Below are 22076 nucleotides of genomic sequence, written 5' to 3'. Positions count from 1 at the left end.
AGATAGTCCGGCTTGGCCGGGGATGCGAGCCTCAGAAGAAGTTCATTACATCCTGAACGTCAAACCGGGAATCAATCATCCATCCCGCACCGAAGCTGAACAGCATCACCAGGACGATCGACGAGACGAAGGATCGCCCCCGTGCCGGGTCGGCCTTGCGACGCCCTGCCCGCACCAGGATCAGCATGAACAATATCAGAATGAACACGACCATGAAGAACAGCTTCTCCATGTCGTCGAGACGATCTACCCAACGTGAGAATTCGAGATAGGCCTCATTGGCCACTTCGGCGACCTTGTCCAGAACCCGATTCAACAGGTCCCTACTCGATGAAATGCTCATGGCTCCGTATCACTGATCCCTTTTCGGGACCGCCTTTCGACTGGGTTGCATAATCCTGCATCATGCCAAAACAAGGCTAATAGTCTGGCCCAAGCGCGCAGGTGATTTTTGGGAATGTTGTTAAGGCCTCAGAAAGGCTTTGAGGCTGGCCCTTGAGGCCCGTGCGTCAGAATTACCCTCGCCCTCCCCTTGCGGGCCGGGGTCCTCAGGATTAAGCGAAGGCAAACGCCGCCGCGCGTGACACTTCACGGGAAAACCTCATGTCCGACACCTTCCGCTTCTCCGATGCCCTCGACCGCGTAAAGCCATCTGCCACCATCGCCGTCACCACCAAGGCCAATGAGCTGAAACGGGCCGGACATGACGTGATTGGTCTTGGCGCGGGCGAGCCGGACTTTGACACGCCGGACAATATCAAGGACGCCGCCATCCAGGCGATTCGCGATGGCAAGACCAAATACACGCCCGCCGATGGCATCCCGGAGCTGAAGGAGGCGATCTGCGCCAAGTTCCAGCGCGAGAACGACCTCACCTACACGCCCAGCCAGATCCACATTGCGCCGGGTGGCAAGCCGGTCATCTACAATGCCTTCCTCGCCACCCTGAACCCCGGCGACGAAGTCATCATCCCGGCCCCCTATTGGGTGTCGTATCCAGACATGGTCCTGCTCGCCAGCGGCACGCCCGTCGCCATCGAATGCGGCCCGAATGCCCAGTACAAACTGACACCCGAAGCCCTCGAGGCCGCCATCACCCCGAACACCAAGTGGCTGCTCCTGAACTCGCCATCCAACCCGACCGGCGCCGCCTATACCGAGGCTGAGCTGCGCGGGCTCGCCGACGTCCTGCTGCGCCATCCGCATGTCTGGGTTCTGACCGACGACATGTACGAACACCTCGTCTATGACGACTTCAAATACTTCACGATCGCCCAGGTCGAGCCCGCCCTGTACGAGCGCACGCTCACCGTAAATGGCGTCTCCAAGGCCTATGCCATGACCGGCTGGCGCATCGGCTATGCGGGCGGCCCGGAAAAATTGATCACCGCCATGCGCAAGGTGATCAGCCAGACCACATCCAATCCCTGCTCGATCAGCCAGTGGGCCGCCGTCGAAGCGCTGAACGGCCCACAGGATTTCCTGCCCACACGCCGCGCCGTCTACCAGCAACGCCGCGATATGGTGGTCGCCGGCCTCAACGCCGCCGAAGGAATCACCTGCCCCACGCCGGAAGGCGCCTTCTATGTCTATCCGTCCTGCGCGGGCGTCATCGGCAAGACCAGCCCGTCCGGCAAGGTGATTGAAAGCGACAAGGATTTCGCCGCCGAATTGCTGGAGCAGGAAAAGGTGGCCATCGTCTTCGGCGAGGCGTTCGGCCTGTCCCCGGCCTTCCGCGTGTCTTATGCCACCTCAACCGAGGCGCTGCAGGAAGCCCTCACGCGCATCCAGCGTTTCTGCGCAAATCTGACATAGGAAACTGCTATAGAACAATCCTATATCCGGCCTTCCCCCTATTGATTGGCATGGAACGATCGGGGCTCTTACGTCTTTGATAAGAGAGACAAAGGAGTTAACCCATGCCTGTAGATATCGGTTTGAACGACGAAGCCCGTAATACGTCCGCTGACGCCCTGCGCGTTCTGCTGGCGGAGACTTATGCACTCTATTCCAAGACCCACGGATATCACTGGAATGTCACCGGTCCGCGCTTCAACAGCCTGCACACCATGTTCGAGACACAGTATAACGAACTCTGGATGGCGCTGGATGAGATTGCCGAACGCATCCGCGCGCTGGGCCATTTCGCCCCGACATCACCCGCAGAAATGGTAGAGCCAGCCACGATCAAGCCCGACAATGGCATTCCGGACGCCGACACGATGGTCGAGAATCTGGTCAAAGGGCATGAAGCCGTCAGCCGCGCTGGCAAGGCAGGCCTGAAAATTGCCGAAGACAATGGCGACGCGGTGACCGCAGACCTGATGACACAGCGCGCGGCGATCGCAGAAAAAACAGCCTGGATGCTGCGCGCGAACCTCTGATCCGCCCGCCAATACTGGATTGGCGCATCCTGCATATTGCACTGCACAACACTTGCCGTGCCTCATGGGCTTGACCGCGCCCATGAGGCGCGGCAATCTTGCATTCAGTTAATGAAAAAGCGGCCGTTAGAGCCCTGAATTCAAGGCAAAAAAAAGGCCCGGCAGCGAATGAACGCGCCGGGCTGTAAGTATCGGGCCCCGTAGGGGGGAGGAAACGCCCAATCGGAGGAATGATTGGGTTAATGCCCGAGGCCCTTGGCATGCGTGGTAGATAACCTCTCCCCCGATGATTACAACCAACATGACAGCAAAGCTTTCATGCACTTATGCATGGATGTCGCATTTCTGACTAATTCTGACGCATAGCCGGACGGCGCAGGATCTCGGTCTCTGCGGTGATGAAGTCCCGGAAGGCCGACACGCGCTTCGAGCGGCGCAGATCGCTCGGATAGATAAAGTAGAGATCGAAGATCGGGCCGACCGTCTCCGGCAACACTTTCACAAGCCGCGGCATGGTCCCGGCCATATAGTCCGGCACGTCGGCAATCCCCAGCCCGGCATCCACGGCCCGCAACATGGCGAACACATTGTTCACCTTCAGTGCGGCCTGGCGCGGCGGGCTGTCATCCCGGCCCACACGGCAGGCAAAGCTCATCACATCCAGCATCGAGCTTTCATCGCCATAGGCAATGATCCGGTGATTATCGAGGTCCTGCGGCGTGCGTGGCATGCCATAGGCTTTGAGATATTCCGGCGAGGCATAGAGATTGGTCGCCACCGTGCCCAGCTTGCGCTGGATCAGGTCCGCCTTGTCCGCCGCCCACAGGCGGATGGCGCATTCGGCCTCCAGCTTCAGCAGGTCATATTCGCGGCTGTCATCAAGGCGCAGGTCGAGATTCATGTCCGGATGCTTGCGGGCAAACCCGCCCAGGCGCGGCACCAGCCAGGTCGAGCCGAACGCCACCGGCGCCGCCACGATCAATTCGCCCTGTGGGGTCTCCTGCTGGTCCTTCAGCAAGGCATTGGCCGATTGCGCTGCTGTCGCCATTTCCATGGTTGAGCGGAACAGGGTGTGGCCGCTATCGGTCAGCACCAGGCCGCGCGCATGCCGCTGAAACAATGAGACGCCCAGCGCCTCTTCCAGCGCCGCAATCTGACGTGAGACAGCCGACTGCGAAATGCCCAGCCGTTCACCCGCAGACGTCAGGCTGCCTGCTTCGGCTGCCGCGTGGAAAGATTTCAATTTGCCCCAATCCATGGGGAGCGTTTGTGACGCCTAAATGACCCCACGGCAAGCAGAGAATGCGGGCGGCCGCAGCGGCGCTGCCTATAGGATGGATTGAGCAAAGCGATACCCGCCAGATGGTGAACGCCTTTGAGGTTTCTGATGGAGAGGCAATTGCATTGGGCAATTCTGCATACAAAAATCACCACTGCAAAATAGAGGACTCAGGGACATATCCTGCGACCAGGGACTTGAATCTGATGTTTGGGGACACCGCCTCAAGTTCAGGAAACACGGACTTGGCAACGCAAATCTGGTAGCGCTCCCGATCAGGCCGGAACAGAAGCTGACCTTTCGTCACCTCTGGCCGAAGATGCATACTCTTGAACTTACTGAGAAAAAAATAGCCATTGCCGAGCTTCTCAATACTGTAAGACGAACGCTCCAGATCAATCGCATCCAGAACAACTGTAACGTCCATCGCCGTCAGTTGCGGCGCTATATCATTCAGCAAGGCCTCATCATATGTGGCCTCACGAACACTTAACTGATCTTCGAAAAGGCTCAGAAGCTTCCGGGTGCCCTCCGGGCGGGCAAGCAGGCAACTCCTTAACCTCGCAATGGTAATTGGATCGTTCCGGAAATACTCGTCGGCCTCTTCCTGCGTATCGAAAAATTCGGCGTCCAAGCTAAGGACAAGCGACGCCTCCTTTAAACTCTCAAAACCCTTTCCCGGACTTGGCCATTGCGGGTGTAATGGATCAACACCTGTGGGCGTCACCGCGTTCAGAAAGCACTCTTCCGTCATGGGGTGAAGCCAACAGAAATCAGCTTCATCTTCCGTTGCCAGATTGTCCGGCACGAAAATTGTGACAGCTACCCTGTTAAGCGCGGCAGGGTGGGTCCGCCAGACCGGCATATCTCGCACGAGATCCTGGACCACGCCCGGTAATTTATCGAAATGCACCATGCGCGACATGTCGGAATCACTCATGGGGTGCGGATCGCTGGGATCGGGAATGGGATCTCTCATATATCACAGACCTTTCTTCTTTTGTGCATCACCGCTCTCTGCCTGCTTCAGAGAAACTTCTCCCTCGGCAACCTCTATGCAGTAATCATTCGTACTGCTGGAGGATGTGAACTTCAAGCCTGACAATTGCGCCTGAGCTGGCCAAGCAGGAGAGACACCCGAACTTAAATCCCTATCCGTCTGATAGCCCCTTCCCCCATACTTCCCGCATGGATGCGCAGACCGACATTCTCAAACGCGGGCTGGAACACGCCGCCCTTGCCGTGATGGATGCGTCGGCACTGGCGAACCTGCATCTGGGGCCGAAGCGGATCGGACGCGGCCTGGCGCAGCGCGTCTCCGGCCGGCTCCGCATTCTTGAGACAATCGTCCGTCGGCTGATCCTCCTGATGGCGCTCGGCCTGCAGCTGGCCCCGACGCCGCCGCGCCCGGCTCCCGCCAATCCCGCGCCAGAGCCCGACCTGCCCGAAGGCGTCGAACTGGCCATCTTCCCGCGCCTCTCCCCCAGACGGCTGAAACTGCTGCCCGCGCGCCAGGCCTTTGAAGGCCCCGGCGGCTTTCCGGACATTTCCGGTACCAGTTATGGACCCGTTTCCCCCCACAAGCTGATGGCCCGCATCGCTGCGCTCCGGCGCGTGATTGCCGCGCCCGAAGCCCACGCATCCCGCCTCGCCCGCACCCTCAACCGCCTGCAGAAAAACGGCGAGCCCAAGCCAATGGTCGGCGCAGCAACGCCCGCCTTTCGCCTCTCGCCTGAGCTTGGCGCGCTGGCCGCCATGTTGCCCGCGCAGATCAGCGCCGGGCTGGAAACATGGGAAAGCTCTGGCTGACTCCCCCTGAAAACCTGCCCTGTTCGCCCGTTTCCCTCGCGTGACGGCCCCTTGTCATGCCTGTCATTCTTTCCGCGTGGTGGTACACTCCCGACCGGGAGGATACGCGTATGCCACGACTGAAACAGGCGGGCCGCGAAGCCGGAAATCCGTTCGCGAACCAGATTTTCGATTTGCTGTTTGAAGACCGGGACCCGATTGCCGAGCCCGGCACCGCAACCGGAACGCCCGGAAACTGGTGGACAGTTTTCAACATTGTGCCGGATGCCTTCAAGCACACGACCGAAGGCTTCCAGTTCTACCGCTCCAAGAACCGCAAACTCGATCCGAAACTGCGCGAACTCGGCCAGATCCGCGCCGGCTTTGCCGTCGGCTCACAATTTGTCTTCTCTCAGCATTGCAAGGCCAGCCGCGATGTCGGCCTGACCGAAGACCAGATCGCCGCCATTCCCCACTGGCAGGTCGCAGACTGTTTCAGCCCGCTGGAACGCGCCGTGCTCGCCTATACGGACGGTCTGGTCCTGCAACGCGGCCGCGTGCCCGATGGCGTGTTCGAGGCCCTGAAAGCGGAATTGTCGGACGAGGAAATCCTCGAATTCACCTACATCACCTGCACCTATATGATGCACGCCATCATGAGCCGTGCACTGAAACTGGAATATGATGATGTGGATGAACGCGTCGTCGAAATCGCTGCACCGGATGGATCGGATACAGACGTCATGTCGATGGTCGACAAGGAAGGAAACTGAACATGGCCTATCATCATCTCGCGCTCGCCGCGAAAGACATGAAAGCCACGCATGCATTCTATGAAGGCATCATGGGCTTTGAACTGGTCAAGGTCGAAGTCGCCCCAATCATGGGCGGCGGCTGGGGCAAGCATTTCTTCTATCGGATGGATGGCGATGACAGCCGCTTCATCGCCTTCTGGGAATTGCACGAGACCGATGGTAGCGACGATTATGTCTACGACATCAACGCCGCCGCCAAACTCCCGCCGGGTACAAATCATTATTCCTTTTCGGTGGATACGAAGGAAGAACTGGAAAGCTGGAAACAGAAATGGCTCGCCGCCGGGCTCGACGTGTTCGAGATCGACCATAATTGGTGTCACTCGATCTATACGAAGGACCCGAACGACAATGCAGTGGAATTCTGCCTGACCTCCGGCACCTTCACCGAGGCCGACCGCCAACGCGCGCTGGACGCCTTGTCGGAAACCGAGTTCAAGCCCTCTCCGCCGCCGGCCTTCATGCAAATGTGGAATGCCGAGAAATCCGGCCGCTAACTACCAGCGCGCCGAATAGCCTCTCGTATCGACATGCACGAACGGCCCATGCGCCGCATTCGACCCATAGGCCGATGCGCCGCCCACGACCCAACCTTCGGGCTGCTCGGCGGCAAGTTCGTCAATCAGCTTGACCAGCGCGCGGGCATCTTCCTTGTCGATCCGGCCATTGCCGTCGAGATCATCCATCTGCCCGTCCCGGTCCTGATCAATATAGATATCGGCGGCATCACCATACAAATGGCGCGATGAAGTCGTCGTATTGCCAATGGCCGCATTATAGAACGGCGTGCGATAGCCACTCATCACGAAGAAAGTATCCGCTTCCCAACCTTTTTCATTGGCGGCCGCAAGAATGGTTTCGAGCTTGACCAGCATGTCCGGCTGCATCAGCAGATAGGTCGGCTCATGTCCCGGCTGCTGCTTGCAGCGGAACTGGCCGAGCTGGAAATGGGGCGAAACGCGCAGATCCGCCGACATCGCCGTCAAATCGATTAAGCCCTTGGGCACGGCATAGGACGGAAGATCCCGCAACGGCCGGGCATACATTCCAATCCGATAGCCATTCAGGCTGTCATCCACGCCATTCTCGAACGGCGTCAGCACCAGCAGGTTCAGGCGGGTTTCAGCGCCGCGATGGGAGATCTTCATGTCGGCCAGCCCCGGCGCCTCCGGAGCGGTCCAGGCAATCTCCGCCGCGTCACGGCTCAATTTTCCATCAGAAATCTCAATACGGGCATCTTCGGGAATGGCCAGCCTGACCTCCTCCCCCGGCATGGCGGAAACAGAGATCAGCGGCAGCGCAGAGCGTGTTCCGTTTACGGTAATCTCGACGCCAGCACCTGTCTTGACGGTCTCAGTCTTGTCGACCGGCTGGACCGGGTGCAGCTCCGCCGATGCGATGATCCAGGGCAGGAAGATGAATTTCATGAACGCGGAAAATATGGGTCTGGTCCTCTTGTCTGGTCTGAGCAGGCACGCATCACTTTAACCATTACGCATGCCCCCTCAAACGCATCAGAGCGCAAATAGTGCCATACTTTTTCTGATGTTTTTCAGAGCCGTAATTCGGAACCGGAACGGGCGCGATCGGTTTATCCAGCAACACCGCGAAGAGTTCCGCCAGTCTTCCCGACCGGCCAGGCCAGCCTGATGCGGCGGCCGCGCTCTTCTCTAACAAGAGTATTTTGGAGATTATTTATGCGTACGCATCGCCGACTTCTTGCATCAACCCTCCTCGCGACCGCTGGCCTGCTGACCGCCATTCCCGCCAGCGCCCAGCATGCCGCGCCCGCCGATACTGTGCAGCTGGCCGATCTGAGCGAGAAAGAGGCCATGGGCGGCGAACTTGAAGCGGAAAAAGCCTCTGCCATCCAGACCCTGATCCTGAATGACTGGCTGGAGCGCGAACTGGGCAGTGAAACCGAAGCCGGTGTCCTGACCACAGTGCGCGCCGCCTATGCTCAGAATGTCTTCAAGCCGATCTGGACCGAGAAAGGGATCCGCTCGCTGAAGCGCGCGCGCAGTGATCTCTTCTCATACGGCCTCGTCCCATCCGACGTCTCGAAAGCCAACCTCAACAAGATCGCAGCCAAGCGCCTGAAAGGCGACAGCGACGAGATTCGCGCCACAGCCGATCTGCAACTGACCGCAGCCTGGATCCGCATGGCCTCTGCCGTAAGCGGAGGATTGTCCGATAATGGCGAAGCGGCAAAATCGAAGACCGATGCGCCCTCCAAATCCACTGTGCAGAAAAGCCTGATCAAGGCGGCGCGGGGTGATGCCGACGACATCCTTTCCGAGCTCGAACCTGAGCACCCCCAGTATAATCGTCTCAAGAAACAGCTGAAACAGTATCGCGAAATCCGGTCGGAGGGCGGCTGGCTCGCCATCCCGGATGGGGAAGCGATTGAACTGGACGACGAAGACCCACGTATTCCGGCCCTGCGCGACCGCCTGGAAGCGGAAGGCTATTACACGCCCGAGACATGGGCAGGCGATTTGCTGTCCGCCATCAGCATGGCTTCGAAAAATGATGACGGCACATCCGCTACGGAGATCGTGTTTGATGCGCGTCTTCAGAGCGCCCTGAAGGACTTCCAGCGCCATCACGGCCTTGAGGATGACGGTGTTGTGGGCCGGAACACGCTTGCGGCGCTGAATGAAAGTGTCGACTCCAAAATCGACCGGATCGCCGACACGATGAATCGCTGGCGTCATTATGATGATCTGGGTGACCAGTATATCTGGGCCAATATTCCATCCTTCACCGCCGAAGGTTGGCGTCACAACCGTCGCGAAATCGCGATGAAGACCATTGTTGGCATGCCCAGCCGTGAAACCCCGGTTTTCTCCGACCAAGTGGAATACGCAGTCGCAAATCCGCGCTGGTATGCCCCGGTCAGCATCGTGCGCCGCGACAAGCTGCCAAAGCTGGCCAAGGACCCGTCCTATGCCGCCCGCAAGAATTTTAGGGTGATTGAACGAGCCACGGGTCAGTCTGTCTCCGCCGCCTCGGTAGACTGGACCGATCCAGTCGCCGCCGACAACTACCAACTGGTCCAAGGCCCTGGCGCGAACAATGCGCTGGGCGATCTGAAAATCATCTTTCCCAATCAGTATTCTGTCTATCTCCATGGCACGCCCGGCGTGAGCCTGTTTGACAGGGCCCAGCGCACGTTCAGCTCAGGCTGCGTCCGTCTGGAAAGGCCTGAAGACATGGCGAAATGGATTGCGGCGCATGACCCGGAAATCACATCCAGGGATGTATCGGAGGCGCTCGAAGGGTCAAATCCGGAACGAATCGAGTTCAAGTCCGAAACCCAGATTCACATCACCTACATGACCGTCACAGTGGACGAAGACGGGGAGCCGAATTTTTGGCGTGACGTCTATCACGAAGAAGACGGCATCGAGATGGTCGACAAATATGCCCCACTCTACCAGCCCGCCCAGGATGAGGAACTGGCTCAAGCGACATCCGACCAACGCAAGGGATAAGCCTTACTGGCTCGCCCAGAGAATACGGGCGAGCCAGGCAATCTCTGACGGTTTGAAACTGCGTACGGGATAGGCCGGGTTCAACGAGGCCAGTTCAACTGTGCGCGTATTCTTGCGCGCCAGGACCTTGGCCATCACTTCGCCACCAACAGTTTTTGCCACCACCCGATCGCCCGGTTTCACCTCGGAACCCGGCGACACGATAATCCGGTCCCCGGCCCGATAGGCCGGCTCCATGGAATCTCCGCTGATCTCCAATGCGTAAACCGACTCCGTTTCCAGCCCCGGAAACCGAACCTCCTCCCAGCCGCCGCCGACAGGAAAACCGGCATCATCGAAGAAGCCGTCCTGCCCAGCCTGCGCAAAGCCTATCAGGGGGGCAATCGCTCCGCGCCGACCATCGACCAAGGCGGCAAAATCCTCAAACCGACTGCCAACAGATTCCAGGACGCGCGCAAGGCTTTCCGTGGACGGCCAGCGCGGACGTCCATCAGCCCCTTCCCGCTTGGAAGGATTGAAGGCCGTCGGATCCAGCCCGGCCCGGCGTGCCAGTCCAGACGGCGTCAGCCCATGATGCGCAGCAAGGGCATCAAGCCCCCGCCAGATATCTCGATGTTTCATGGGATAATTTTCCCAAAGGTTGCACTCGCCGCTAAATAGGAATATTCACCTATTGTCAAGTGAGGGTGGGAAAACTGCAATGAAACTGTTCATACATGGCGTTCCGGATACGCCGCATCTGTGGGAGCCACTGATTGCGGCGCTCGGTCTAGGCGCCGATGACTATCGCGCCCCCGCCCTACCCGGCTTTGGCTGCCCGCGTCCGGACGGGTTCAGCGCAACCAAGGACGCCTACGCGAACTGGCTGGTCGAGCAGATGGAAGCGGCCGGTGGCAATGTCGATATTGTCGGCCATGACTGGGGCGCACTGCTGACCCTGCGCGCCGTGTCCCTCAGGCCGGATCTTGTAAGCAGTTGGTGTGTCACCAATGCGGTGATCGACCCCGACTATCGCGGCCACTCGCTGGCAAGGCGCTGGGCAACGCCTGTGCTGGGTGAGCTTGTCATGCTGGGCATGCGCAACAAGAAACGGCTCCTTCCTGCACTGGTTTCCGGCGGCATGCCGCGCAGCCTGGCCGAGCAGGAAGTTCCGCTCATCGACAAGACGATGCGGCAGAGCATTCTTCGCCTCTACCGGTCAGCGGCCGGCCTGCGCTTCTCGGATGAATGGGTGAAGGGTCTCGAAAATCTGCCGGAGCGCGGCCAGTTATTCTGGGGCGAGACGGACCCTTATGTCGACCTCTCTGTGGGCGAACGATTTTCCAAACGCTGGAACGTGCCGCTGCATGTCGAGCGTGGCGCCGGACATTGGGCCTGTGCGGAGCGGGCAACCGAGTTCGCTGCCCTGCTCCAATCACACTGGGCCTGAGTTTCAGGCAGCTTCCTTCTTCGGGCTGCCAAGTTCCTGTTTCACGCGCTCGGCCAGCTGGCGGACGGTGAACGGCTTCGGCAGGAACGAGACCGCGCGGTCGTCGTCCAGCTGTTTGGCAATGTCGCGCTCGGCATAGCCGGAGATGAAGATCACGCGGGCATGACCCAGCAGATCCTTGGCTTCGCGGATCAACGTCGGACCATCTTTGCCCGGCATCACCACATCGGAAATGACAAGATCAAAACTTTCCGGATTGTCCTCGAGAATTTCCATCGCTTCTTCGCCATCGCAGGCCTCTTCGACTTCATAGCCGCTCGATCGCAGAAGCGATGCGGCAATGCCGCGCACGCCATCTTCGTCCTCGATCAACAGGATGCGGCCGCGACCGGAAATATCCACCGGCTGGCTGGCAATTTTCTCGGCCTGCGCCATGTCCACCGGCTCAGGTATTTCCTCTGCCTTGAGCGCGGGAAGATAGATGTGGAACGTTGTGCCCTTGCCTACGCTGGAAGTGGTGCAGATATAGCCGCCCGACTGCTTGATGATGCCGTAGACCGTCGCAAGCCCGAGACCTGTACCGACGCCAGCTTCCTTCGTCGTGAAGAAGGGCTGGAAGATCTTGTCCATGACGTCTTTCGGCATGCCGTGACCGCTATCTTCCACTTCGATCAGCATATAGTCGCCATCGCTCACAAAGGCGAAGCCCTTGTCCTGGGCTTCCTTGCCGGTGGCCCGCGCCGTGCGGATTGTCAGCTTGCCACCATTCTTGTGGCTGAGCATCGCGTCGCGCGCATTGGTGGCAAGGTTGAACAGTGCGTTCTCAAGCTGGTTTTTGTCGGCCTTGATGTAAGGCACATCGCGGCCATGCTTGACGTCCAGCTCGATCCGCTCATCCAGCAACTGGCGCAAGAGGATCGAGAATTCAGACATGAAGTCCGTCACCGCAAACACTTCGCGCTTGAAGGTCTGCTGGCGCGCATAGGCGAGCAGCATCTTCACAAGGTCTTTCGCACGGATCGAGAATTCGTGGATCGATTTCAGATTGGAATAGGATGGATCTCCCAGAGGGTGGTGAACCATCAGCTGTTCATTGTTCAGGATGATGCCTTGCAGCACGTTGTTGAAATCATGCGCGACGCCGCCAGCCAATTGTCCGATGGCCTGCATCTTCTCGCCATGCGCGAGACGCATTTCCAGCTGGCGCTGTTCGGTGATGTCCATGACATAGGCCACAGATGGGTGGCCCGCGCCGTCCAGCGCCACGAAGACGTTTACATGCTTGGGCTCTTCCCCAATCAGTTTCAAATTTACCGGCTTGTCGATCGCATCGATGAGCAGGCTCTTGAGTGCATCCTCGCCCTCTTCCGGCGCAAACAGCTCAGAGAACTTGCCGCCCGGTGCGGCTTTGCCCTCGGTCAGGTCCATCAGCGACCGGTTGGCATCCATGATGATTGCGCTGTCCACGCTCCCACCTTCGAGGCGCACTGCCCCGAAGGGTGCATCGTCAAACATCGGATCGCCATCCGGACGCGGTGGGCGCGACGCAGTCGAAATGCGGAAGCCTTCCTCGCCGGTGTTCATGACTTGCTGGCTAGCCAGAATGATCGTGCGTCCTGTCGCGTCCGCGCCCTTGCCCGACCAGGTCGTAATCGCCTGAACCGGGCGCTCAACACCATCACGACCGCGCAGCTGGATGTCGACCCGGCCCGGCACGCCGGATTTGCGGTCGCGCGAGAGCATCTTCACGAACTCAGGGCGCATGATGTCGTCGATACGAATATTCTTGGCCGTTTCCGGCAGACCCAGCATATCGCGCAGCCAGCCATTGGCATAAGTGATCGTGCCATCCGGGCGCGCAGCGAAGAAGCCCATCGGCGCGTCTTCGACATAAAGCGATTTCAAGTCGGCCGCGCCGGTCGCTTCGCGCTCGCCGGCGATCGGACGAATACGCCAGAGCACTTTGTCACGCGGTAGCGGCGACACAGTGATTTCGAACTGGGCGGGCACACGCTCCGGGCCAATCGTGATCGGCGGCAGGATTTCGCGGCGCGCATGACCGGCCTTCGCCCCCTTGGACAGGCGGTAAACCGGTGCGGCCAGACCTGGATTGGCGCCGAACAGGCGATCCACGGTCACCGGAGCGCCTTCGGCTTGAGAGCCGATCAGTGCGAGGCTTGTCAGCTCGCGATAAGATGTATTGGCCGCAACAGGTGCCCCCCCCTGATCGGCAATCAGGACAGATTCATCCAGCGCCTCGATCCAGCCAAAGCGCGGCGTCGCAGCTTGAGCTGCGCGCGCGATCGAGCCTCGCTCCGGGAACAGGCCGAGCATCCGGCCGGCGCCGCGTACACTCCACAGCAAGAATACAAGTCCACCAGAGGCCATCGCAATCAGCAGGATCGGGCCAGGCGCGCCCGAAGCATTTGGCCAGGCAAGCGCAACACTGGCCGCAGCAATCGAAACGAGCAGGCAGACCCAGAACGAAAGCTGCATGAAATCCACGCGTCCGCGCTCAGTCACTTCGCTTGTTTCAGCGGTGGTATCCTGATCGTCAGCGGGAGCGGCCTTCGCCTGCATTTGAAAATCCATTGGTCGCTTTACACTCCTGTTGCCAGCCGCCAAGGTCAGGCCAGCACTCTACGCCTTTTCCGTTCGGCATCACTGCCGACTCAGTCATACGGAATCCTAGTGTATCAAATGTGGCACGACAAAGGTTAATGAAAGCGAAAAAGGCGTTAAGACAAACGTTGAAAATTACAGAAATCACAGTGGAATCGGAGCTTTTCATGAGACGAACTTCAACAGCAATCGCAGCGCTCCTGCTGCTCGGCGCCTGCCAAAGCGCGGATGACACAACGCTGCCGCCTCCTGTCGCTGAAATGCCGCCTGCGCCAACCCAAGCCGACCGGAGCGAACTGGTCGCGGCCGAAAGCGCCCGGCTGAATGAATGGTTCGAGGACAAGTTCCACGAAACTCTGGACCGCAACCCGATGTACCAGACCTATCTCGGTGTGAAGACCGACTATGACAAATGGAATGACGTCTCCGACGCCAAGGCTATCGAAGATATGGAAATCCAGCGCGCCAATATCGCTGAGATGAAAACACTCTTTGATTTTGACCTGCTGAACGATCAGGCCAAACTGTCCTGGCGGCTCGCCGAATATGAGCTGGCCGAAGCAGAAGCCGGATTTCCGTATCGCCACTATGATTATGTTTTCGACCAGATGCGCGGCGTCCAGTCCGGCATTCCGGCCTTCTTGGTCAACCAGCATGGCGTGACCAGCCTGTCCGATGCGGAGGCCTATGTGGCCCGCCTCGAAGGCGTCGAAACTTACCTGGCGCAAAACATTGAAAATGCGGAATATTCCGCCAGCCTCGGTATCATGCCACCCGCCTTCGCTTACCCCTACGTACTGAACGATTCCAAGGGCGTAATCACCGGCTATCCCTTCACGACCGATGTGAATGATGGCAGCGAAGACAGCCCGCTGATGAAGGATTTCCGCAGCAAGGTCTCCGGACTTGTTGAGGCCGGAACGATTGACGATGTTCAGGCGGCTAAGCTGCTCGCTGATGCCGTCACTGCCCTGACATCATCAGTCGGCCCTGCCTATGAAAACCTCATCGCCGTCATGACTGCGCAGGCTGAAAGCGCCACTACAGAGGACGGCGCATGGAAGCTGCCCGAGGGCGACGCCTATTATGCGATGCGTCTGAAGCGGATGACGACGACCGACAAGAGCGCGGCAGAAGTCCACCAGCTCGGCCTCGACGAGGTGGCTCGCATCCATGAGGAAATGCGCGGGATCATGGCGAAGGTCGGATTCGAGGGCACGCTGAAGGAATTCTTCGAGTTCATGCGAACAGATGAGCAATTCTATCTTCCCAACACTGAAGAAGGCCGCGAGGCCTATCTGGCCGAAGCTCGCGCCCAAATCGAGCTTATGAAGGTCGACCTGCCCAGCGTATTCAACACATTCCCCAAGGCTGACATGATCGTCAAAGCGGTCGAACCATTCCGCGAGAAATCCGCTGGCAAGGCCTTCTATTCCCGTCCTGCCCCGGATGGCAGTCGGCCCGGCACTTACTATGCCAACCTCTATCGCATGCAGGACATGCCAACCTACCAGTTGCAGGCGCTCGCCTTCCATGAAGGCATTCCAGGCCACCACATGCAGATCGCCATTGCGCAGGAGCTGGAAGGCATTCCGAGCTTCCGCAAGTATGGCGGCTATACTGCCTTCTCCGAAGGTTGGGGCCTCTATTCGGAATTCCTGCCAAAAGAGATGGGCTACTATTCCGACCCGTATGACGATTTCGGACGACTTGCGATGGAGATCTGGCGCGCAGCGCGCCTGGTCGTCGATACGGGCATCCATGACAAACAATGGACCCGCGAAGAGGCGATCCAGTATTTGCTGGACAATACGCCCAACCCGGAAGGTGACGCGAAGAAGGCCATTGAGCGCTACATCGTGATGCCGGGACAGGCAACGGCCTACAAAATCGGTATGCTCAAAATTCTCGAGTTGCGCGAACAAGCCAAGGGGGAACTTGGTGAGTCATTCGACATCGCCGAATTCCACGATGTTGTCCTGAAGGATGGCCCCGTGCCCCTGAGCATTCTGGAAGAGAATGTCATGGCTTGGGTCGCCGAGAAAAAGGAAGACTGATCATGACTTCACGCAGCTTCGGTCCCGCCTGTTTCGCTTCTGTCGCACTGGTGGGGCTGGCTGCGTGTACATCTGTGCTGGCGCCGGTGCTCAAACCGAACGTCACCACGGACGTCGTGAAATTGGAGGGCGGCAACTGGCAGCTGGATCCGGCTCACGCCGCCCTCACCTTCAAGATCGATCATCTTGGCTACTCGACTTATATTGGTCGGTTCGAACGATTTGATGTTCAGCTGAGCGGCGCCGCTGACAATCCAGCCGACGCGAAGGTCGAAGGCAGGGTGGACATGAGTTCGCTCGACATCGCAAATGACGAGTTTGCCGAAACGCTTATGGGAGCAGACTGGTTCAACGCCGCCAACTTCCCCGAAGCCCGGTTCCAATCGACTCGCATCGTGATGACCAGCGAAACCACAGCGGACGTCGAAGGCATCCTGACCCTGCATGGAAAGAATGCCCCGGTCACTCTGGCCGTGGCATTCAATGGCGCGGGCTTCGACCGGCTACGCAACGCGCAAGTGGCCGGATTCTCGGCTACAACGGAGATCGACCGGACCGTTTTCGGCATCAGCCGGTTCGGCGGACTGATCACAGATATGGTGCGCGTTGAAATCGAGGCGGAACTGTTAAAGACTCCCGGCGTAACTTGATCTGACGGGTCTACCCTCCCTATCAGGGAACAGGATCAGAACTAATATCAGGAGATTCGGGGATGCTGGGTGAAATGTTGGCGGAGGTCTTCTCCGTATCGGGCCTGTTTACGTTATTCATGCTATTGTTGCTTCAGGCCGTGCTCGGCTTCGACAATTTGCTCTACATTTCCATCGAATCAAAGCGGGTCGGCGAAGCAAAAGCGCCGATGGTGCGCCAATGGGGCATCGGCCTCGCAGTGCTGTTCCGGATCGTCCTGCTCTTCGTCATCGTCGCGCTGTTCGATGCTCTGGCCGAGCCTTTGTTCGGCTTCCATCTATCAGGAATAATCGAGGGAGAGTTCACCTTCCAGAGCATGATCACCTTCGTCGGTGGGGCCTTCATCATCTACACGGCGATCAAGGAAATTTCCCACATGTTGACGGTGGAGCACATCGAACACAGCGAGGGCGGCAAGTCGAAATCTGTGTTGCAGGCAATTGGCCTTATCGTGGCAATGAACCTCGTCTTCTCGTTCGACTCCATCCTGTCGGCCATGGCCATCGCGAATGAGGAAATCGCGCGCATCGTGAATTCCGCTGGTGAAACGATTGGCACGTTCAAGGGCACGGTAACCGATTGTAAGGAAGCCCTGATCGCTCAGCCAATAGCAGATGCGGTCGCATGCCGGCCGGGCAAGGACTACCAGGTCTGGTTGATGGCAATTGCGATCATCGCGTCAGGCATCGTCATGGCGTTGATGGCAAACGCGGTGGCGGACTTCCTGAAGAAAAACCGGATGTATGAGGTCATGGGCCTGTTCATCCTGTTTCTCGTCGGCGTTCTTCTGGTCACCGAGGGCGCACATCTCGCCCACTTGAAACTGTTCGACTACACGATCGAAGCCATGTCGAAGTCTTCCTTCTACCTCGTCATCTTCGTACTGGTGGTCACTGACATCATCTCAGTACGCTACCAGCGCCGCCTCTGGGCGCAGCGCGAGGCTGAAATTCTGGGTGGAGGCACAGAAGAAGCGTCGAAAGCGGGCGCTGAAGCCAATATGTAGGAATTTTCGGGCAGCCCCTGCCTAGCGCAGAAGGGCTGTCCGCCGATTGATGCGCACCGCCATCCGATTGCCCTTCCGGCCAATCTCGCCTTCGGCAACAACAGCGCCATCGCGGCCACCGGTCAGCAGCTCAACGGGCTGATCGGCTGGCAGGCCCAGCAGCAGGGTTGAACCCGGCTTGAGATTGGCGAGGCGTGACATGGGTACGCTGAGGGTTGCCACGCGCGCCGTCAGCACAGCCGTCATCGCCCCTGCCCCAACAACCGGAGCGACCTCGCGGGAGATGCGCGGCTGCCGACGCGCCGTCGGCATATCGCTGGACAGGTCAAAAAGGTCATCCTCAGCCAGGATCAGGCGCGCCGGCATCTTGATGTCATCGACGCGCACATCGAGATCGAGAATGGATGTCATACCCGGTCCGGCAAGGGCGCAGGCGAACTCCGCATCGGTTTCGATGCGAGAGAATTTCAGTGAGGATGCCAGCGCCGCTCCCAGGGGGCGTACCAGGCCTTCGAGGAGCGCAGCATCCATCGGCGTCAGGGCGCGGTGATGCCCCTGTGTCGGCTTTCCGCCACAGGCAGTCTCAATGAGTGCATTTGCGAGCGACGCGCTGATCACCAGCATCGCCGCAATTTCACCACCGGGCGCAGAATAGCAGGCAATGGCGGAGCCACGACCAGCGCATTCTGTTGCCAGTCCCTGGTCAAAACTGCCACGCGCGCTGGCGCGGGCAAGCGCCGCCGCCTTCAGACCGCAGCCATCTCTCAGCGCCAAAGTCAGCCGGGACGCAATACGGCGCGCATCCTCTGTAATTTCGGTCGGTTCAGCCGGCGCCAGCTTGCGCAAATTCGGAACATCAACGTCCGTAACTTTGACAGGCTCGGGTTCCGGTTCTGGCATGTCGTCCAGATTGGGACGCAACAATGCCTCGATCTCGGCGGCGCTCAGCACGCCGCGAGATGTCGGGATTGGACGATCCGGTGTGATTGGCTCGAACGTCGTCGGCATGTCGAGCATGATGTCGGCTTCCCGTCTGGGAGACATGTCCCAGCCGTCATCGGCAGCAAGAGGCAGATCATTGGTCATGGTTCGGTGAGCCGACTTCCGTGTTCCAGTCTGTTTTGCGTCAGATACGGTTAACGACTGGTTAGGAATTTCCGCTTTGGTGCGGTCATTGTCAGCCATGATTCCACTCGAAACTCCGCCAGTGTTAATGCAGGTCCGCTTCGCGTTAAATATCACATGCCGTCGTTAAGGCCTTGATTACCATGCTGTAAGACATCCTTTGGACCTTGATGCCATTATGTCCTCAACGCATGAGGCTCCAAGCATAACCGCCGAAGCGTTGGGTTGATGGGCAAATGAAAACGGCGGTGATCCGATCAGGATCACCGCCGCTTTTTAATTCGGAAATGGTTTGCGCAGGCTCAGTCGTCGCGCAGCGTGCGTTCCTTGCGCTCGTGGCGCTCCTGCGCTTCGAGGCTGAGCGTTGCTGTCGGACGCGCTTCCAGACGGCGCAGGCCAATTGGCTCGCCGGTCACTTCGCAATATCCGTAGGAACCGTCATCAATGCGGCGCAGCGCGGAATCGATCTTGGAGATCAGTTTGCGCTGACGGTCACGGGTGCGCAGCTCAAGAGCCTTGTCGCTCTCTGCTGAAGCGCGATCGACAATATCCGGCAACGAACCTGACTCATCTTGCAAATTATTGATCGTCTGCTTCGCACCGTCGAGGATATCGGCTTTCCAGTTCTCCAGAAGCCGCCGGAAGAAGGCGAGCTGACGCTCGTTCATGAACTCCTCGTCATCCGAGGGGCGATAGTCGTCCGAAAGGTCAACACTCATCGCTTATCACCTTACTCTGTTTGGGGGCGGATATAGACCGCCTAGCGATTCTCTGCAATTCCTGATGCTGTGTAATTTTTGTCAATGTTTTCAGACAATTGAGGCGAAATCATGTAATCTTCATGAGTTTGTCCCTGATCCTCGGCACCTGAAACCGACTATTCCCGTGCAATTTACAGGCCGGGACTTGATCTTTCTGACGACGACGCGCTCTATAAACGCCTGTCTAAAACACAACTGATGCACTGGTTTCAGCGTAGATGGCCCGACGCCGGAAAACTATGGATAAGTCGTCCGGCTGGATGCAGGCAGTAGTGTTCAACTCACTGCTGATCCTCATGCCGGTGATTGCTGCGCAAAGTCTTGCCATGGCATTCTCTGGCGAGAGTTTTTCAGAGTCCCCCACTATTGAATCGATTGATCAGACCCGTCGCAACATTGACGAAACGTTTGCGTCAATCGCCCCCCGCAATGGCGGCGACAAGTACAAATTCTGGCACGACATCGTTGAACGTGAACTGATGGATATGGATGTTGCGGCAGCACGCGGCTTCCTCCTGGCGGCGCCGCAAATGCTTGATCGGGAATCGGTGCGCGAACTCGAAGCTGACTCCAGCGGTGTGAAGCTGGACCGTCCGGATGACCGGATGGCCGCGGCCGCGCTCCGTAAATTACCTCTTGATATCGGCCTGAAGTTCGAAAAGGCACAGGCATCCGCCGGCCCAAGAAACACGCCCTCTTCCACAAGTATCGTGGAGGAAGAAGAGGCCTCCGACGATCCCGCCGATACGCAAGATGCCGATGTGCCAAACGAAGAACCTGAAGTGACCGTATCGGGCAATACGCGACCCTCAGACCGCCGGTTTGTGCTGCTGGGCAGCTTTTCTGATCTCGCCAACAATTCCGAACGCTGGCTGAAGGGCGACCGGGTTGATCCCATTACGCTGAAGATCACGGCGCTCGCCCTGATCGGCGAGGAGGGGTCTGATGGTGTGTCGGACGGCAATGTACGGGCCGCCTCGATCCTGAAGTCCGCGCGCAGGGCACGGCGCATGACACCCGAATTCACCGCTTACATGAAGAGCCGGCTGAATGATGCCCTGCCCGACACCGTGTTGCGACCAGCCCTGGAAGAATCGCTCGGTGAGCTGGCCACGACAAGTGTCCGCGTAGACCGGGTACGGAGTGCTTATCTCAACTCCATCGATGCCGGTGGCCTGCAGCAGCTCGAAAAGGACCTGGCCCAGATCGATCGTATCGGTATGCTGACCAGCACACCGGCGGCCATCACTTTGATTGAACATGTGAAAGACAGTTCAGACTTGCGGCGCGCGCGCTTGCTGGCGGAAGCTGGCGGAGACCGGTCCGTTGCCCTGGTCAAGCAGGATGGTCCTGGCGCGCTGCGGATCGCCGACACCGGAATCAAATGGACGCAACAACTGATGTTGCAGGTGATGGGGCTGACCGCATCCGGTCTCGCCCTGCTCTATGTGATGATTGCGACCTTCCGACGGAACGTCCGGCTGCCGAAGAAGAGCGTAGAGCCCTCCGGCATCTGATCCCTACAGATTGAACGCCCCGCGAATGCCGTCGATCAGAAGCTGTACCGAAAGCGCCGCAAGGATGACGCCCAGGATTCGTGTAAGTGCCCCGGCAACACTCGCGCCCATGAGACGCACCAGCGGCCCGGCAATCAGAAATATCACCAGCGTCAGCAGGAGGTTGAGTCCAATCGCCGACAACACGACCCCCTTCTCGATCCAGTCCGACTTGTCCGACATGTAGAACATGGCGGTTGCAATGGAACCGGGGCCTGCCACCATGGGAATCCCCAGCGGGAATACCGAAATGTCGTCCGGCTCGGGATCGGCGGAGTGCGTCCCGAGATGCTCTTCGGCCCGGTGTTCGCGCCGCTCGGTGCGCTTCTCGAACACCATGTCCAGTGCGATCATGAACAGCAGAATGCCGCCAGCCGCCCGAAACGCATCAATGGAAATATGCATTGCGCCGAGCAACCAGGATCCACCAAACGCAAAACCGTAAATGATGATCGTGGCCACGATGATGGACTTCACCGCCATCCTTCGCCGATAGGCGGCGTCGCCGCCCGCCGTAAGCGTCGCAAACACAGGTGCGACCCCCAATGCATCGATCAGCACGAAGAAAGTGACAAATGTCGCGGTAAATAGGGAGAGAAGGTCTGCGCTCATGGGCGCCGACCTAGTCCTTTTGACCCGTTGCGTCGAGGATTTCCTGCACGAGCGGCGCAACGATCACTGAGTCATTCAGGCCTTCAAAGCGGGAAAGGTCTGCGCCGCCAGTCGCGAGCGAGAGCATCATGCGGTGACCGCGCAACCTCTGAAGTAGGCCGTCGGTGCCGCGATGCCCGTCAGCACTGGCGGTACGCCCATTGCCGAGATCGACAACAAGGCCTTCGCCCTGCCCGGCTTCCAATAGCGATATCCCCTCTTCGAGGGAGACCGGCTTGGTGTCGGGGATGGGATCGATACGCATCACACTCCCCATCACTCCGCGCCTCGCGCGTCAGCCATCATGAGTTTGCGGCAACGGCTCAGCGCGCGGTAAAGGCTTGAACTGGCAACATCGGCCGAAATTTCCAAGACTGCGTCGCGATCCTCATCGCAATCACACGCCGCAAGCAGCC

21 protein-coding genes are annotated in these 22076 nt (G+C 58.8%); 11 read left to right on the top strand and 10 right to left on the bottom strand.

What is annotated here, in order from left to right; all coding sequences use genetic code 11:
- Window positions 1–31 precede the first annotated feature (31 nt).
- A complete protein-coding gene (locus tag B3527_RS03380) occupies window positions 32–343 on the bottom strand; it encodes a hypothetical protein (RefSeq protein ID WP_290478554.1) in 312 nt (103 codons plus the stop codon).
- Window positions 344–603: 260 nt separating this feature from the next.
- Here B3527_RS03380 and B3527_RS03375 point away from each other — a divergent pair, with 260 nt between their 5' ends.
- Window positions 604–1815, top strand: a complete 1212-nt coding sequence (locus tag B3527_RS03375; protein WP_290478555.1) for a pyridoxal phosphate-dependent aminotransferase — start codon at window positions 604–606, stop codon at window positions 1813–1815.
- A 104-nt stretch (window positions 1816–1919) separates the two neighbouring features.
- Window positions 1920–2384 carry a Dps family protein gene (locus tag B3527_RS03370; RefSeq protein WP_034812667.1) on the top strand — a complete coding sequence of 155 codons (465 nt, stop codon included), beginning with the start codon at window positions 1920–1922 and terminating at the stop codon, window positions 2382–2384.
- A 349-nt stretch (window positions 2385–2733) separates the two neighbouring features.
- On the opposite strand, the gene B3527_RS03365 is transcribed toward B3527_RS03370, so the two are convergent.
- Both B3527_RS03365 and B3527_RS03360 read right to left on the bottom strand, forming a co-directional pair.
- Complete coding sequence (locus B3527_RS03365; protein WP_290480612.1) at window positions 2734–3627, bottom strand: LysR family transcriptional regulator; 894 nt, start codon at window positions 3625–3627, stop codon at window positions 2734–2736.
- A 184-nt stretch (window positions 3628–3811) separates the two neighbouring features.
- Window positions 3812–4603 (bottom strand): hypothetical protein, encoded by a 792-nt coding sequence (locus tag B3527_RS03360; RefSeq protein ID WP_290478556.1) that lies wholly within the window; start codon window positions 4601–4603, stop codon window positions 3812–3814.
- 248 nt (window positions 4604–4851) lie between these two features.
- Between B3527_RS03360 and B3527_RS03355 the strand changes: the two genes are divergently transcribed.
- The 3 genes from B3527_RS03355 (at window position 4852) to B3527_RS03345 (ending at window position 6763) form a co-directional block, all read left to right on the top strand.
- Window positions 4852–5472, top strand: coding sequence for a hypothetical protein (locus B3527_RS03355; RefSeq protein ID WP_290478557.1), 621 nt, complete (start codon window positions 4852–4854; stop codon window positions 5470–5472).
- Window positions 5473–5582: 110 nt separating this feature from the next.
- Window positions 5583–6224 carry a carboxymuconolactone decarboxylase family protein gene (locus B3527_RS03350; RefSeq protein WP_290478558.1) on the top strand — a complete coding sequence of 214 codons (642 nt, stop codon included), beginning with the start codon at window positions 5583–5585 and terminating at the stop codon, window positions 6222–6224.
- 2 nt (window positions 6225–6226) lie between these two features.
- Window positions 6227–6763, top strand: a complete 537-nt coding sequence (locus tag B3527_RS03345; RefSeq protein WP_290478559.1) for a VOC family protein — start codon at window positions 6227–6229, stop codon at window positions 6761–6763.
- On the opposite strand, the gene B3527_RS03340 is transcribed toward B3527_RS03345, so the two are convergent.
- A complete protein-coding gene (locus tag B3527_RS03340; RefSeq protein ID WP_290478560.1) occupies window positions 6764–7693 on the bottom strand; it encodes a D-Ala-D-Ala carboxypeptidase family metallohydrolase in 930 nt (309 codons plus the stop codon). It abuts the gene before it with no gap.
- Window positions 7694–7963: 270 nt separating this feature from the next.
- On the opposite strand from B3527_RS03340, the gene B3527_RS03335 reads away from it, so the two are divergent.
- Complete coding sequence (locus B3527_RS03335) at window positions 7964–9763, top strand: L,D-transpeptidase family protein (RefSeq protein ID WP_290478561.1); 1800 nt, start codon at window positions 7964–7966, stop codon at window positions 9761–9763.
- 3 nt (window positions 9764–9766) lie between these two features.
- Here the strand turns inward: B3527_RS03335 and B3527_RS03330 are convergent, their stop codons facing one another.
- The gene (locus tag B3527_RS03330) at window positions 9767–10384 is read right to left on the bottom strand and encodes a S24 family peptidase (protein ID WP_290478562.1); all 618 of its coding nucleotides are present in this window, start codon (window positions 10382–10384) and stop codon (window positions 9767–9769) included.
- Between the two features lie 79 nt (window positions 10385–10463).
- Here B3527_RS03330 and B3527_RS03325 point away from each other — a divergent pair, with 79 nt between their 5' ends.
- On the top strand, window positions 10464–11192 hold the full coding sequence (locus B3527_RS03325; protein ID WP_290478563.1) for an alpha/beta fold hydrolase: 729 nt from the start codon (window positions 10464–10466) through the stop codon (window positions 11190–11192).
- A gap of 3 nt (window positions 11193–11195) precedes the next feature.
- On the opposite strand, the gene B3527_RS03320 is transcribed toward B3527_RS03325, so the two are convergent.
- Complete coding sequence (locus B3527_RS03320; protein ID WP_290478564.1) at window positions 11196–13784, bottom strand: response regulator; 2589 nt, start codon at window positions 13782–13784, stop codon at window positions 11196–11198.
- A 197-nt stretch (window positions 13785–13981) separates the two neighbouring features.
- Here B3527_RS03320 and B3527_RS03315 point away from each other — a divergent pair, with 197 nt between their 5' ends.
- The 3 genes from B3527_RS03315 (at window position 13982) to B3527_RS03305 (ending at window position 17567) form a co-directional block, all read left to right on the top strand.
- The gene (locus B3527_RS03315; RefSeq protein WP_290478565.1) at window positions 13982–15871 is read left to right on the top strand and encodes a DUF885 domain-containing protein; all 1890 of its coding nucleotides are present in this window, start codon (window positions 13982–13984) and stop codon (window positions 15869–15871) included.
- A 2-nt stretch (window positions 15872–15873) separates the two neighbouring features.
- Window positions 15874–16521, top strand: a complete 648-nt coding sequence (locus B3527_RS03310; RefSeq protein ID WP_290478566.1) for a YceI family protein — start codon at window positions 15874–15876, stop codon at window positions 16519–16521.
- 62 nt (window positions 16522–16583) lie between these two features.
- Window positions 16584–17567: a TerC family protein gene (locus tag B3527_RS03305; protein ID WP_242517485.1), complete on the top strand. Its 984-nt coding sequence runs from the start codon at window positions 16584–16586 to the stop codon at window positions 17565–17567.
- Window positions 17568–17588: 21 nt separating this feature from the next.
- Here B3527_RS03305 and B3527_RS03300 read toward each other — a convergent pair whose 3' ends face one another.
- Both B3527_RS03300 and dksA read right to left on the bottom strand, forming a co-directional pair.
- The gene (locus B3527_RS03300) at window positions 17589–18752 is read right to left on the bottom strand and encodes a FliM/FliN family flagellar motor switch protein (protein WP_290481857.1); all 1164 of its coding nucleotides are present in this window, start codon (window positions 18750–18752) and stop codon (window positions 17589–17591) included.
- Window positions 18753–18994: 242 nt separating this feature from the next.
- Entirely contained in the window at window positions 18995–19411 is a 417-nt protein-coding gene (dksA, locus tag B3527_RS03295; protein WP_034816146.1) for an RNA polymerase-binding protein DksA, read from the bottom strand.
- Window positions 19412–19692: 281 nt separating this feature from the next.
- Between dksA and B3527_RS03290 the strand changes: the two genes are divergently transcribed.
- Entirely contained in the window at window positions 19693–20970 is a 1278-nt protein-coding gene (locus B3527_RS03290; RefSeq protein ID WP_290478568.1) for a hypothetical protein, read from the top strand.
- 3 nt (window positions 20971–20973) lie between these two features.
- Here the strand turns inward: B3527_RS03290 and B3527_RS03285 are convergent, their stop codons facing one another.
- Window positions 20974–21621 carry a MarC family protein gene (locus tag B3527_RS03285; protein ID WP_206992402.1) on the bottom strand — a complete coding sequence of 216 codons (648 nt, stop codon included), beginning with the start codon at window positions 21619–21621 and terminating at the stop codon, window positions 20974–20976.
- 10 nt (window positions 21622–21631) lie between these two features.
- Complete coding sequence (locus B3527_RS03280; protein ID WP_034816140.1) at window positions 21632–21925, bottom strand: hypothetical protein; 294 nt, start codon at window positions 21923–21925, stop codon at window positions 21632–21634.
- Window positions 21926–22076 lie beyond the last annotated feature (151 nt).

It is taken from the genome of Hyphomonas sp. UBA4505 (genome assembly GCF_002388685.1).
Classification (GTDB): domain Bacteria; phylum Pseudomonadota; class Alphaproteobacteria; order Caulobacterales; family Hyphomonadaceae; genus Hyphomonas.
This window is presented reverse-complemented; position numbering and strand designations above follow the sequence as displayed.